Below are 13,761 nucleotides of genomic sequence, written 5' to 3' on the forward strand. Positions count from 1 at the left end.
AAGACAGTCATCCTCTTCATAAATAGATATATGGATTGAACAAAATAGTTTCAAGGGATTATTTTTAAATATTTTTCTAGCCCATTATTTTTCAATCACTTAAAAACAAAAAAGACCGCCATTTCTGGCAGTCTTTTACGGAATTTAGATTGCTTTTGGGGACAATCTACACATCCAAGTTGGCAACCTTCAATGCGTTCTCTTCGATGAAGTTACGACGAGGCTCAACTTGGTCACCCATTAGCGTCGTGAACAGTTGGTCAGCGCCAACCGCATCTTCGATCGTTACTTGCATCATACGACGAGTTTCAGGATCCATTGTAGTTTCCCAAAGCTGATCTGGGTTCATCTCACCTAGACCTTTGTATCGTTGTAGGCTTAGACCACGACGAGACTCTTTAACCAACCAGTTCAGAGCTTCAACGAAGTTCGTTACCGCTTGAGTACGCTCACCACGTTTGATGTAAGCGCCTTCTTCGATAAGACCGTCTAGTGCTTCTGCTAGGCTTGCTAGCTTGCCGTATTCTTTCGAGTTGAATAGCTCAATGCTTAGCGCATGTTCGTGTGTCACACCGTGAGTACGAACCACAATCTTAGGTAGGCTTAGACCTAGCTCTTCATGTTTTTCAACTTCTAGAGAATACTGGCTTGCACCAACCTCTTTCGCGTTTAGTTGCTCAACCAGCTGCTTACCCCAAGTTTCTACTGCTGACTCATCGTGACACTGCTCTGCAGTTAGACGAGGCATGTAGATCATTTCATGCATCAGTGCATGTGGGTAACGGCGGCTCATGCGCTCAACCAGTTTGATACCAGAGTTGTACTGTTGAACTAGCTTCTCTAGCGCTTCACCTGCCAATGCTGGTGCATCAGGGTTAACGTGTAGTGCAGCGTTATCTAGTGCCAATGATACTTGGTACTGGTTCATTGCATCTTCATCTTTGATGTACTGCTCTTGCTTACCTTTCTTCACTTTGTAAAGTGGTGGCTGAGCGATGTAGATGTAACCACGTTCGATTAGCTCTGGCATTTGACGGTAGAAGAAGGTCAACAGTAGCGTACGAATGTGCGAACCATCGACATCGGCATCGGTCATGATGATGATGTTGTGGTAACGCAGTTTGTCTGGGTTGTATTCGTCGCGGCCGATACCACAACCAAGTGCTGTGATTAGCGTTGCAACTTCTTGTGAAGAAAGCATCTTGTCGAAACGTGCTTTCTCTACGTTTAGGATCTTACCTTTAAGTGGAAGAATCGCTTGGTTCTTACGGTTACGCCCCTGCTTAGCTGATCCGCCAGCAGAGTCCCCTTCCACAATGTATAGTTCAGACAGTGCAGGATCTTTTTCCTGACAGTCAGCAAGCTTACCTGGTAGGCCAGCTAGGTCTAAGGCGCCTTTGCGACGAGTCATTTCACGCGCTTTACGAGCTGCATCACGAGCACGTGCTGCATCGATAATCTTAGAACAAACAATCTTAGCTTCACCTGGGTTCTCAATTAGGAACTCAGACAGCTTCTCGCCCATCGCTTGCTCAACCGCAGACTTCACTTCAGAAGAAACCAGTTTGTCTTTAGTTTGGCTTGAGAACTTAGGATCTGGCACTTTCACTGAGATTACAGCCGTTAGACCTTCACGAGCATCATCACCTGAAGTCGCTGTCTTCGCTTTCTTGGAGAAGCCTTCCTTGTCCATGAAGCTGTTCAGAGTACGCGTAAGCGCAGCACGGAAACCAGCAAGGTGAGTACCACCATCACGTTGAGGAATGTTGTTTGTGAAACAGTAGATGTTTTCTTGGTAGCCATCATTCCACTGCATCGCGACTTCTACAGTGATGCCATCTTCACGTTCGTGGTCGAAGTGGAAGATTTTTTGGATGATCGGTGTCTTGTTGGTGTTTAGGTGATCAACGAACGCCTGAATACCACCTTCAAACATGAAGTGATCCGATTTATCTTCTTCACGCTCATCAATTAGCTTGATAGATACGCCTGAGTTTAGGAACGACAGTTCACGTAAACGCTTAGCAAGAATATCGTAGTGGAAAAGTACATTTGAGAATGTATCTTCACTTGGCCAGAAACGAATCTCTGTACCCGTTTTGTCTGTATCGCCGATAGCAGCAAGAGGAGCTTGCGGCTCACCGTGGTGATACGTTTGAGTATGGATTTTACCACCGCGGTGGATAGTAAGAGTAACCTGCTTAGACAGTGCGTTTACTACTGAAACACCAACACCGTGCAAGCCACCTGATACCTTGTATGAGTTATCATCGAACTTACCACCAGCGTGAAGAACCGTCATGATTACTTCTGCAGCAGACACTTGCTCTTCTGGGTGTAGTTCAGTTGGAATACCACGGCCGTCATCGCGTACCGATACTGAATTGTCTTCATGGATAGTAACAATGATGTCATTACAGTGACCAGCAAGTGCTTCATCAATAGAGTTATCTACTACCTCGAAGACCATGTGGTGCAGACCGGTACCATCATCCGTGTCGCCAATGTACATTCCAGGACGCTTACGAACCGCATCCAGACCCTTCAGTACTTTAATACTCGATGAATCGTAATTATCTGACATAGTTACTCTCTGACTAATTATCCTTGCTCTATTTTGCCATGTTCCACATGAAACATCCTGCTATTTTCATCATGCATATCTGCAATCTGATCAGCGGTAATAGAGCTTACAAAAACTTGAGCCTCGGTCGCCTTTAAACACTCAGCAAGACGTGCGCGGCGTTGGCTATCTAATTCGGAAGCGAAGTCATCTATTAAATAGATACACTGCTTTCCTGTCATTTGAGTGAGGTGTTGCCCTTGTGCTACTCGCAATGCACATACCATCAACTTCAATTGACCTCGTGACAAGACATCTTCCACAGGAGTGCCGTTCACTTTTATCTTTAGATCCGCTTTGTTTGGCCCACTAAAGGTGTAACCAAGCTGCTGATCCCTTTCAAAATTCTTCTCTAATATCTCGGCGTATGGGGTGTCTTTATCCCAGCCGCGATAGTAGTTAATCTTTATCTCAAACTCAGGTAGGAAGGTCGCGCAGATTTCTTCGGCGACTTCTTTAAGCTGATCAACGTAGGTGGCACGCCACTGACTGATGCTTTCTGCTAAACGGGCCAGTTCTTGATCCCAATAGCTCAGCTCTCGATAGTGGGTTGCCGTTTTCAATAATGCGTTTCGCTGTTTATTGAGGCGCTTTACCCTACCCCAAGCATCATAAAAACCCGACTCACTGTGGAAGACTCCCCAATCAATGAATGCTCGGCGATGCTTAGGTCCATCTGTCAGTAAATCAAACCCTTCCGGGTGAATCAACTGCAAAGGTAAGACTTGAGCTAACTGAGCCAACTTTTGCCCAGTTTGACCGCTTATTTTAACCTCTGTCGTGCCATCGCGCTGCTTATTAATGCCAATTGGCAGCTCAAATTGATCCGAGGTCATAAAACGGCCATGTACAAACAGCTCACTACATTCGTTTTGTATGATACGACCGGTTAGCGAACTCTTGAATGAGCGGCCGTGTCCAAGCAGATACACCGCTTCAAGGACACTGGTTTTGCCGCTTCCGTTAGCCCCTATAAGAAAGTTAAAGCCTGATGACGGTTGAATGTCACAGGCTTCAATATTTCTAAACTGCTTAACGATTAAGCGCGATAAAGGCATAACGTCTTCATATTAATCTTCAATCACGACTCGGTAGGTAAACGTTGTTGATCAGTAAACATGGTTGATTCACACACAACGCTTATAAGCGAATTGGCATAACAACGTACATTGCGCTGTCATCTTGTGCGTTTTCAATCAAAGCACTCGCATTTGCGTCTGACATTGAGATACGAACTTGTTCGCAACGCAGAGTGTTCAGAACATCCAATACGTAGCTTACGTTGAAGCCAATCTCTAGTGCATCACCGTCGAAAGTAACGTCTAGCATCTCTTCCGCTTCTTCTTGCTCTGGGTTGTTCGCGGTAATGCGCATCTCGCTATCAGCAAGGTTAACGCGAACACCACGGAATTTTTCATTCGAAAGAATCGCAGCTCGAGAGAACGCAGAACGTAATTCGTCACAACCCGCCTCTAGCGTTTTGGTGGTATTTTGCGGCATTACGCGACGATAATCAGGGAAACGACCGTCAACTAGCTTAGAAGTGAAGACATAGTTGTTCACTTCAGCACGCACGTTTGAGTTACCAATTTGCAGCGTTACTGGCTGTTCAGGTGCATCCAATAGCTTCACTAGCTCTTGAACACCCTTACGAGGAACGATGATCTGCTTCTGAGCAAAATCCGCACCTAGCTGTGCTTGAGATACTGCCATACGGTGACCATCGGTCGCCACGCTGCGCAGGATAGAGCCTTCAATCTCAAATAACATACCGTTGAGGTAGTAACGAACGTCTTGGTTCGCCATTGAGAATTGAGTTTTCTCGATAAGACCGCGTAGTTCAGCTTGTGTCACTGACACTTCAACTTCACTGCTCCAGTCTTCAATATTTGGAAAATCGGCCGCAGGCAAGGTTGCCAATGAGAAACGGCTACGACCAGAGCGAACTTGAACACGGTCGCCATCCAATACCACAGTGATCACTGAGCTATCAGGTAAACCACGACAGATATCTAGGAATTTACGAGAAGGCACCGTGATGCTGCCCGCTTCGAAATCACCTTCAAGCGTTACACGGCTGATCAGTTCAACTTCTAGATCCGTTGCTGTCATCGACAACACGTTATCTTCTACTTTAATCAGTAGGTTTCCTAGAATTGGAAGCGTTGGCCTGCCACCTAGCGCGCCAGACACTTGTTGTAATGGCTTAATCAGATGACTACGTTCAATGGTAAATTTCATATCTTGCTCTTACGGTCTAAATGGCACGCATCATAATGCATGGCCAAGATTCTGCTTATTAAGGTTAAGAATACTGTGTATTAAGAAGAAAGGGTACGAATCAAGTTCGAATAATCTTCTTTAATGTCGTGGCTCTCTTCACGCAGCTGCGCAATCTTACGACAAGCGTGCAGTACGGTCGTATGGTCACGACCACCGAATGCATCACCAATCTCAGGCAAGCTGTGGTTAGTCAGCTCTTTCGCCAGTGCCATCGCCAATTGACGTGGACGAGCAACAGAACGAGAACGACGTTTAGACAGGAGATCGGCTACTTTGATTTTGTAGTACTCGGCCACTGTCTTTTGAATATTATCAATGGTGACCAGCTTCTCTTGTAGTGCAAGAAGGTCACGCAGTGCTTCACGTACGAAATCGATCGTGATTGGGCGACCGGTGAAGTTTGCATTCGCAATCACACGGTTCAATGCGCCTTCAAGCTCACGAACATTAGATCGTAGTCGCTTAGCAATAAAGAACGCCACTTCATCCGCAAGGTGAATTTGGTGGTCTTCTGCTTTCTTCATTAAGATCGCAACACGCGTCTCAAGCTCTGGCGGCTCAATCGCAACCGTCAAACCCCAACCGAAGCGAGATTTAAGACGATCTTCTACGCCGTTGATCTCTTTTGGATAACGGTCAGAAGTTAGAATGATCTGTTGGTTGCCTTCAAGCAGTGCATTAAAGGTATGGAAGAACTCTTCTTGAGAACGCTCTTTATTAGCAAAGAATTGGATGTCATCGATAAGCAATGCATCAACACTACGGTAGTAACGTTTGAACTCTTCGATCGCGTTGTTTTGCAGTGCCTTTACCATATCCTGAACAAAACGCTCAGAGTGCATGTACACCACTTTCGCATTTGGCTTGCCATCAACAATGGCGTTACCTACGGCGTGCAACAAGTGAGTTTTACCTAGACCGGTGCCACCGTATAGAAATAGAGGGTTATAAGCCGCACCTGGGTTATCCGCCACCTGACGTGCCGCAGCCAAACCCAGTTGGTTCGACTTACCCTCAACAAAGTTATTGAACTTATGCTTAGGGTTCACGTTTGAACGGTGGTTAATGTCCACGGCTACAGGCTCTTCATCACGCCATGTATTATGAACAGGCTTACGAGCTTGTAATTGTGCCGGAGCAGATGACTCAGCGGCCACATCGGCTGCCGTACGTGTACGAGTCGGTGCAGGTGTCGCTGGCTTTGGTGCAACCACGCGCTTGCTTCCCACTTCAAAATGCAGGTGCGGGATATCGTTGCCGCAATATTCTTGCAGCAAGCGGTTGATGCTATTTAAGTACTTATCACGAACCCAATCGAGTACGAATCGGTTCGGAGCAAATAGAGTTAGAGTATTGTCATTGAGCTCCGCTTGTAACGGACGAACCCACATACTGAATTCTGTAGCTGGTAACTCTTCTTGAAGCTGTTGCAAACACTGCAACCAAAGCGAAGATGACACGGTGCCCCCACTCTATTTAAGTAATATGAAATGACTGCTAATTTTACCTGTTGATAAGTCAGATCACCAGCAATTGATCACAGATCCAGTGAATAAGATCCAAGTTATTCACAATAAATTTGTAATTAATCGGTGGATCCACACATCTTGCCCCTAATTTACTCACATAACGATCCACTTATGCCCGGATCCTTGCTAGTTATCCCCAAATCAGGAATGCGATCTGGTTATGGTTAATAACATCTGGTTATTTATTCTATTGTGCATTTTCCCAGTAACATCCAATCCCATAAATATAAGGAGTTACCAAATGAATAACTGGATTAAGGCTGCAATTGCGGCTATCGCACTCTCTGCTGCTACTGTTCAAGCCGCGACTGAAGTTAAAGTCGGCATGTCTGGTCGCTACTTCCCGTTTACTTTCGTTAAACAAGACCAGCTACAAGGTTTTGAAGTGGATTTATGGGATGAGATCGGTAAGCGTAACGACTACAAGGTTGAATACGTAACGGCAAACTTCTCTGGTCTGTTCGGTCTTCTTGAAACGGGTCGAATCGATACCATTTCAAACCAAATTACAATGACGGATGCACGTAAAGCGAAATACCTATTCGCAGACCCATACGTAGTAGACGGCGCACAGATTACCGTTCGTAAAGGTAATGACAGCATCAAAGGCATCGAAGACCTAGATGGCAAGACAGTTGCGGTAAACCTGGGTTCAAACTTTGAACAACTGCTTCGCAGCTACGACAAAGACGGCAAGATCAATGTGAAGACCTACGATACAGGTATTGAACATGATGTCGCACTGGGCCGTGCAGATGCATTCGTAATGGATCGCCTATCAGCATTAGAGCTTATCAAGAAGACTGGTCTACCATTACAACTAGCAGGTCAGCCATTCGAAACAATTGAAAACGCTTGGCCTTTCGTTGACAACGACAACGGTAAAAAACTGCAAGCAGAAGTAAATGAAGCATTAGCAGCAATGCGCGCAGATGGTACGCTAGAAAGTATCTCTCAGAAATGGTTTGGTGCGGACATTACTCAGAAGTAATTACTCACTTTCTCCATTGAAGGCCCACTGCTTTACACAGCGGTGGGCTTTTTGCTTTTGTGTAACCGATTAAAAAGCCTGATATAACCGTACTTCAAAAGATAACAACACTTCCAATAAAAATACGAGATAGATTATGGGATTTGACTTTAATTACATGCTAGAGCTGTTGCCGATACTGCTGAAGTATCTGGGCACCACCATGGAGATGGCGATCTGGGGCTTGTTCTTTGCTCTGATCTTGTCTCTGATACTGGCGAACATTCGTGTATTCAAAATCCCAGTACTCGACCAGCTAAGCCAATTGTATATCAGCTTCTTCCGAGGCACGCCACTGCTGGTACAGCTATTCCTCCTTTATTATGGCTTACCACAAGTATTCCCGTGGATGGTGGGCTTAGACGCCTTCAGCGCTGCTGTGATTGGTTTAACCTTGCACTTTGCCGCGTACATGGCTGAAAGTATTCGTGCGGCGATTATTGGTATTGATCGCAGCCAGATGGAAGCCAGCCTTTCGGTAGGTATGACAACCAGCCAAGCGATGCTCCGAGTGATCTTGCCACAAGCCACTCGCGTGGCACTGCCATCATTGATGAACTACTTTATCGACATGATTAAGTCGACTTCGCTTGCATTCACCCTAGGTGTAGCAGAAATCATGGCTAAAGCTCAGATGGAAGCCTCTTCAAGTTTCCGCTTCTTCGAGGCTTTCTTAGCAGTCGCGCTGATTTACTGGGGCGTGGTGGTTATCCTCACTCGTATTCAAATTTGGGCCGAAGTGAAACTGAATAAGGCGTATGTACGATGATCAAATTACAAAATATTCACAAGCAGTTTGGTGACACCGAAGTTTTGAAAGGGATCGACCTAGAAATCAAGCAAGGTGAGATAATTGTCATCATAGGTTCAAGTGGAACGGGTAAATCTACCTTACTGCGTTGTGTGAACTTTCTAGAGCAAGCCGATCAAGGCACCATTTCGATTGATGATATTAATGTCGATGTTCAGAAACACACCAAAGCAGAGGTGCTTGCACTGCGTCGTAAGACTGGTTTTGTGTTCCAGAACTATGCCCTATTCGCTCATCAAACCGCGAGACAGAATATTGCAGAAGGTTTGATTACCGTTCGTGGTTGGAAAAAGCAGCAAGCCCATGAAAAAGCACAACAAATACTCGATGATATTGGTTTAGGTGACAAAGCCGATAGCTACCCAGCGGCGCTCTCTGGTGGCCAACAACAACGTGTTGGTATTGGCCGAGCAATGGCACTCCAACCTGAGCTTTTGTTGTTTGATGAGCCGACCTCAGCGCTTGATCCTGAATGGGTTGGCGAAGTGCTTAACTTAATGAAAAAGTTAGCAAATCAGCATCAAACCATGCTGGTGGTTACCCATGAAATGCAATTCGCTAGAGAGGTCGCAGACCGAGTGATCTTCATGGCTGACGGTCATATTGTCGAGCAGGGATCTCCACAGGATATTTTTGGTAATCCACAGGATCCTAAATTAAAAAAATTCTTAAATAAGGTTGGGATCGACTAAGGATCCTTGTGATTTTAGTTAATCTACGTATAATCCCCCGACCGGAATTTTAGTTAACCCAATCATTGACACTTTTTGTGACAGTGATTACAATTCCGCCTCTTTGTTGAGAGGCGTCGGTTTTCCTTTCTTATATAAAGAAGAGAAAAAATGCCCACGCCGGGTTTAACAAAAACCTAAAACTACTGATCAGTAAGGTAATTACAAATGAAACGCACTTTTCAACCTACAGTTCTAAAGCGTAAGCGTACTCACGGTTTCCGTGCTCGCATGGCTACTAAGAACGGTCGCGCAACAATCAATGCACGTCGTGCAAAAGGCCGTAAGCGTCTTTCTAAGTAATCTTTGATTATTTTGAATAAGCTAGCCTTCGGTCGGGAGTTACGCTTGTTAACTCCCGAACATTATCAAAATGTCTTCAAGCAAGCTCATCGAGCTGGCTCTCCTCATTTCACCATCATTGCTCGAAATAACTCTCTTTCAAATCCTCGCCTTGGATTAGCCGTTCCGAAAAAGCAGATTAAAACCGCAGTTGGTCGTAACCGATTCAAGCGTCTTACTCGTGAAAGCTTTCGTAACACTCAACACAAACTTCCTAACAAAGATTTTGTTGTAATCGCTAAGAAGAGCGCGCAAGATTTAAGCAATGAAGAAATGTTCAAGCTACTCGACAAATTATGGCTTCGCCTGTCTCGCCCTTCGCGTGGATAGCGCTAATACCCATCTATTTTTATAGATGGTTTATTAGTCCACTCATCGGCCCACGCTGCCGATTTACTCCAACCTGCTCTTTATATGCGATAGAAGCGTTGAAAGCTCACGGTTTTGTAAAAGGGTGTTGGTTATCAGGCAAACGTCTATTAAAATGCCATCCTTTGAACGAAGGGGGCTTTGACCCCGTTCCACCAGTCCAAAAACAAGACAGAGATAAATAACGATGGATTCTCAACGTAATATCCTGTTAATCGCATTGGCATTGGTTTCTTTCCTACTTTTCCAACAATGGAACGTAGCTAAGAACCCAGCACCACAAGCGGTTGAGCAGGCACAATCTGGCAGCACCCTACCAGCGCCATCTTATGCAGATGATCTAGACCCGGCTCCTGGTCAAGTTGCTTCTGCAAAAACTATCACAGTAACCACTGATGTACTGACTCTGTCAATTGATACGGTTGGTGGTGATGTCGTTAAAGCAAACCTAAATGATTACTCTGCTGAGTTCGATTCTGAAGATACGTTTGTTCTTCTTAAAAATGAACCAGGTCACCAATTTATCGCTCAAAGCGGTCTAGTTGGTCCTCAAGGTATCGATTTAAGCAGCACTAACCGCCCTAGCTACACGGTTTCAGCAGACAGCTTCAAGCTAGCTGAAGGTCAAGATGAACTACGCATCCCAATGACTTACCAAGCGAACGGCCTTGATTACACAAAAACATTCGTACTTAAACGCGGCAGCTACGCGATTGACGTTGAATACGATGTAATCAACAACTCTGGTAACAATGCGACATTCGGCATGTACGCTCACCTACGTCAAAACGTTATGGATGACGGCGGTAGCCTAACAATGCCAACTTACCGTGGTGGTGCTTACTCTACGGAAGATACGCGTTACAAAAAATACAGCTTCGACGACATGCAAGATCGCAACCTGTCTCTTAACCTAGCAAATGGTCAAGGTTGGGCAGCGATGATTCAGCACTACTTTGCAAGTGCTTGGATCCCACGCGACGAAGCGGGCAGCAACCTTTACACTCGTGTAATCGGTAACCTTGGCGACATCGGTGTTCGTATGCCGAACAAAACCATCGCTAACGGTGACGAAGCGAGCTTCAAAGCAACGCTTTGGGTTGGTCCTAAACTTCAAGACCAGATGGCTGAAGTTGCACCTAACCTAGACCTAGTAGTTGACTACGGTTGGTTATGGTTCATTGCTAAACCACTTCATACTCTGCTTTCGTTCATTCAAGGCATCGTTGTGAACTGGGGTCTAGCAATCATCTGTCTAACATTCATCGTTCGTGGTGCTATGTACCCACTAACGAAAGCTCAGTACACGTCTATGGCGAAAATGCGTATGCTTCAGCCTAAGCTGACTGCAATGCGTGAGCGTATTGGCGACGACCGTCAACGCATGAGCCAAGAAATGATGGAGCTTTACAAGAAAGAGAAAGTAAACCCACTAGGTGGTTGTTTACCTATCCTTCTGCAAATGCCTATCTTCATTTCGCTATACTGGGCACTAATGGAGTCTGTTGAACTGCGTCACTCACCGTTCTTCGGTTGGATTACTGACCTTTCAGCACAAGACCCATACTACATCTTGCCACTTCTGATGGGTGCTTCAATGTTCCTAATCCAGAAGATGAGCCCGACAACTGTAACGGATCCAATGCAGCAGAAGATCATGACCTTTATGCCGGTTATGTTCACATTCTTCTTCCTGTTCTTCCCTTCAGGTCTGGTTCTATACTGGCTAGTATCGAACATCGTAACTCTGATTCAGCAAACGCTTATCTACCGCGCGCTGGAAAAGAAAGGCTTACATTCTAAGTAAGTTCGATAATAGAAAGAGATAAAGAAAGGCGACCAAAAGGTCGCCTTTTTGTTTTTAGCTGATTACAATTCAGCTAATTGATTAATCGTGAACGCCCCTTTTTGGCTTTCACATGCTAGCAGGCACACCTATGACTACAGATACGATTGTTGCTCAAGCGACCGCGCCCGGCCGTGGTGGCGTCGGTATTATCCGCGTTTCCGGCCCATTGGCGACTCAGGTTGCCCTAGAAGTAACAGGAAAGACACTTAAGCCTCGCTACGCTGAGTACCTGCCTTTTAAATCGGCCGATGGCATCGAGCTCGACCAAGGTATCGCGCTTTACTTCCCTAACCCACATTCGTTCACTGGCGAAGACGTGTTAGAGCTGCAAGGCCACGGCGGCCCAGTGGTTATGGACATGCTCATCAAGCGCATCCTAACCATCTCCGGTGTACGTGCTGCGCGTCCAGGCGAGTTCTCAGAGCGTGCCTTCTTGAACGACAAAATGGATTTAACCCAAGCTGAAGCGATTGCTGACTTGATTGATGCAAGTTCAGAAGAAGCGGCAAAATCAGCGCTTCAGTCACTGCAGGGTGAGTTCTCTAAGCGCATTAACACGTTGGTCGATTCACTGATTCACCTACGAATCTATGTTGAAGCGGCTATCGACTTCCCAGAAGAAGAAATTGATTTCCTAGCTGACGGTAAAGTAAGTGCTGACTTACAGGCTATCATCGACAACCTGGAAGCCGTGCGCCAAGAAGCCAACCAAGGTGCCATCATGCGCGAAGGTATGAAGGTGGTAATTGCTGGTCGTCCAAATGCGGGTAAATCGAGCCTATTGAATGCACTGTCTGGCAAAGAGTCAGCGATTGTGACCGATATTGCCGGTACTACACGTGATGTTCTGCGTGAGCACATCCATATTGACGGTATGCCACTGCACATTATCGATACCGCAGGCCTACGTGATGCATCTGACGAAGTCGAAAAAATCGGTATTGAACGCGCTTGGGAAGAAATTGCTCAGGCAGACCGAGTTTTATTTATGGTGGATGGCACCACCACAGACGCCACCGACCCGAAAGATATCTGGCCAGATTTCGTTGATCGTTTACCAAATAACATAGGTATGACGGTGATTCGTAATAAAGCGGATCAAACCAGTGAAGAGCTGGGCATTTGCCATGTGAACGACCCAACCCTAATCCGCCTATCGGCAAAAACAGGCCAAGGTGTTGATGCACTGCGCAGCCATCTTAAGGATTGCATGGGCTTTGCTGGTGGTCATGAAGGTGGGTTTATGGCACGTCGTCGCCACTTAGACGCCCTAGAACGCGCCTCTGAGCACCTGGATATTGGCCAACAACAACTTGAAGGCTACATGGCTGGTGAGATCTTAGCGGAAGAGCTTCGTATTACTCAACAGCACCTCAATGAGATCACGGGTGAGTTCAGCTCTGACGATCTTTTAGGTCGCATCTTCTCTTCTTTCTGTATCGGTAAATAACCTTTAAAGGCCAGCATTAGCTGGCCTTTTTCTTTAGTAAGGACAGTTTAATGATCCACATTATTACAGGCAGCACCTTAGGCGGCGCCGAATACGTTGGCGATCACCTTAATGATCTTCTTGAAGAACAAGGTCATGAGATCACCCTACATAATCAGCCTGAGTACGATGATATTCCACAACAAGGCTTTTGGTTATTGGTGACTTCAACTCATGGTGCGGGTGAGTTTCCAGACAATATTAAGCCTTTTATTGACGCATTAACCCAACACTCTCCAGACTTAAACCAAGTTCGCTTTGCTGTCGTGGCGCTTGGCGATTCAAGCTACGATACCTTCTGTTTGGCCGGGAAATCCGTCCACAGCCAACTGGAAAACCTCGGTGCAAAACCGATTTCAGCTTGTTTTACCATCGATGTATTGGAAACTCCGGTACCTGAAGATGCTGTAGAAGCCTGGTTTAACGATCATAGCGACCAATTTTAACCTCTCCTTTCTTCCCAGAAGCGGCTTATGCCGCTTTTTTTGACTCCGAATATCGTGATTGTGAATAACTTTTTTTCAAAAATATCGAAAATAAGCGATTTATTTTCGATTTTCTCTGTGGATAAGATCATACATATACGGTGATTAACCTATAGTTATCCAAATAACAAGTTTTAAGCCAATTTACCCCTGTGAATAAGTAGCCATTTTGATCCCAGCTAATCCTCATCCTGATCAAAGTTAGATCACATCATTTGAT

Annotated in this window: 13 protein-coding genes; 9 read left to right on the forward strand and 4 right to left on the reverse strand. The window is 45.6% G+C overall.

Annotation, left to right across the window (positions count from 1 at the left end; genetic code table 11):
* Nucleotides 1-166 precede the first annotated feature (166 nt).
* The 4 genes from gyrB to dnaA form a co-directional block, all read right to left on the reverse strand.
* On the reverse strand, nt 167-2,584 hold the full coding sequence (gene gyrB / locus L1D22_RS18600) for a DNA topoisomerase (ATP-hydrolyzing) subunit B (protein WP_017632664.1): 2,418 nt from the start codon (nt 2,582-2,584) through the stop codon (nt 167-169).
* 17 nt (nt 2,585-2,601) lie between these two features.
* A complete protein-coding gene (gene recF, locus L1D22_RS18605) occupies nt 2,602-3,681 on the reverse strand; it encodes a DNA replication/repair protein RecF (RefSeq protein ID WP_017632663.1) in 1,080 nt (359 codons plus the stop codon).
* Between the two features lie 82 nt (nt 3,682-3,763).
* Complete coding sequence (dnaN, locus tag L1D22_RS18610) at nt 3,764-4,864, reverse strand: DNA polymerase III subunit beta (RefSeq protein ID WP_017632662.1); 1,101 nt, start codon at nt 4,862-4,864, stop codon at nt 3,764-3,766.
* Between the two features lie 80 nt (nt 4,865-4,944).
* Nucleotides 4,945-6,366 (reverse strand): chromosomal replication initiator protein DnaA, encoded by a 1,422-nt coding sequence (gene dnaA / locus L1D22_RS18615; RefSeq protein ID WP_017632661.1) that lies wholly within the window; start codon nt 6,364-6,366, stop codon nt 4,945-4,947.
* 310 nt (nt 6,367-6,676) lie between these two features.
* Between dnaA and L1D22_RS18620 the strand changes: the two genes are divergently transcribed.
* The 9 genes from L1D22_RS18620 to mioC all read left to right on the forward strand — a co-directional run bounded on the left by L1D22_RS18620 (nt 6,677) and on the right by mioC (nt 13,502).
* Complete coding sequence (locus L1D22_RS18620; protein WP_009848135.1) at nt 6,677-7,426, forward strand: amino acid ABC transporter substrate-binding protein; 750 nt, start codon at nt 6,677-6,679, stop codon at nt 7,424-7,426.
* Between the two features lie 136 nt (nt 7,427-7,562).
* On the forward strand, nt 7,563-8,234 hold the full coding sequence (locus L1D22_RS18625; RefSeq protein ID WP_239830819.1) for an amino acid ABC transporter permease: 672 nt from the start codon (nt 7,563-7,565) through the stop codon (nt 8,232-8,234).
* On the forward strand, nt 8,231-8,968 hold the full coding sequence (locus L1D22_RS18630; protein WP_239830820.1) for an amino acid ABC transporter ATP-binding protein: 738 nt from the start codon (nt 8,231-8,233) through the stop codon (nt 8,966-8,968). Before L1D22_RS18625 ends, L1D22_RS18630 begins: the two co-directional genes overlap by 4 nt.
* A gap of 207 nt (nt 8,969-9,175) precedes the next feature.
* Nucleotides 9,176-9,310: a 50S ribosomal protein L34 gene (gene rpmH, locus L1D22_RS18635; protein ID WP_004735800.1), complete on the forward strand. Its 135-nt coding sequence runs from the start codon at nt 9,176-9,178 to the stop codon at nt 9,308-9,310.
* Nucleotides 9,311-9,355: 45 nt separating this feature from the next.
* Nucleotides 9,356-9,679, forward strand: a complete 324-nt coding sequence (gene rnpA, locus L1D22_RS18640) for a ribonuclease P protein component (protein ID WP_017055478.1) — start codon at nt 9,356-9,358, stop codon at nt 9,677-9,679.
* Nucleotides 9,646-9,903, forward strand: a complete 258-nt coding sequence (yidD, locus tag L1D22_RS18645) for a membrane protein insertion efficiency factor YidD (RefSeq protein WP_004735802.1) — start codon at nt 9,646-9,648, stop codon at nt 9,901-9,903. Before rnpA ends, yidD begins: the two co-directional genes overlap by 34 nt.
* A gap of 2 nt (nt 9,904-9,905) precedes the next feature.
* On the forward strand, nt 9,906-11,525 hold the full coding sequence (yidC, locus tag L1D22_RS18650; RefSeq protein WP_239830821.1) for a membrane protein insertase YidC: 1,620 nt from the start codon (nt 9,906-9,908) through the stop codon (nt 11,523-11,525).
* Between the two features lie 130 nt (nt 11,526-11,655).
* On the forward strand, nt 11,656-13,017 hold the full coding sequence (mnmE, locus tag L1D22_RS18655) for a tRNA uridine-5-carboxymethylaminomethyl(34) synthesis GTPase MnmE (RefSeq protein WP_176680652.1): 1,362 nt from the start codon (nt 11,656-11,658) through the stop codon (nt 13,015-13,017).
* Nucleotides 13,018-13,067: 50 nt separating this feature from the next.
* Nucleotides 13,068-13,502, forward strand: coding sequence for an FMN-binding protein MioC (gene mioC / locus L1D22_RS18660; protein WP_239830822.1), 435 nt, complete (start codon nt 13,068-13,070; stop codon nt 13,500-13,502).
* The last annotated feature ends 259 nt before the right edge of the window (nt 13,503-13,761 follow it).

This window comes from Vibrio sp. Isolate34, assembly GCF_022397915.1.
Taxonomy (GTDB): Bacteria; Pseudomonadota; Gammaproteobacteria; order Enterobacterales; family Vibrionaceae; genus Vibrio.

Bases quoted from the DNA above. Each gene is read 5' to 3' on its own strand.
- gyrB (WP_017632664.1), bottom strand. From the start codon at position 2,584: ATGTCAGATAATTACGATTCATCGAGTATTAAAGTACTGAAGGGTCTG.
- recF (WP_017632663.1), bottom strand. From the start codon at position 3,681: ATGCCTTTATCGCGCTTAATCGTTAAGCAGTTTAGAAATATTGAAGCC.
- dnaN (WP_017632662.1), bottom strand. From the start codon at position 4,864: ATGAAATTTACCATTGAACGTAGTCATCTGATTAAGCCATTACAACAA.
- L1D22_RS18620 (WP_009848135.1), top strand. From the start codon at position 6,677: ATGAATAACTGGATTAAGGCTGCAATTGCGGCTATCGCACTCTCTGCT.
- L1D22_RS18625 (WP_239830819.1), top strand. From the start codon at position 7,563: ATGGGATTTGACTTTAATTACATGCTAGAGCTGTTGCCGATACTGCTG.
- L1D22_RS18630 (WP_239830820.1), top strand. From the start codon at position 8,231: ATGATCAAATTACAAAATATTCACAAGCAGTTTGGTGACACCGAAGTT.
- rpmH (WP_004735800.1), top strand. From the start codon at position 9,176: ATGAAACGCACTTTTCAACCTACAGTTCTAAAGCGTAAGCGTACTCAC.
- yidD (WP_004735802.1), top strand. From the start codon at position 9,646: ATGGCTTCGCCTGTCTCGCCCTTCGCGTGGATAGCGCTAATACCCATC.
- yidC (WP_239830821.1), top strand. From the start codon at position 9,906: ATGGATTCTCAACGTAATATCCTGTTAATCGCATTGGCATTGGTTTCT.
- mnmE (WP_176680652.1), top strand. From the start codon at position 11,656: ATGACTACAGATACGATTGTTGCTCAAGCGACCGCGCCCGGCCGTGGT.
- mioC (WP_239830822.1), top strand. From the start codon at position 13,068: ATGATCCACATTATTACAGGCAGCACCTTAGGCGGCGCCGAATACGTT.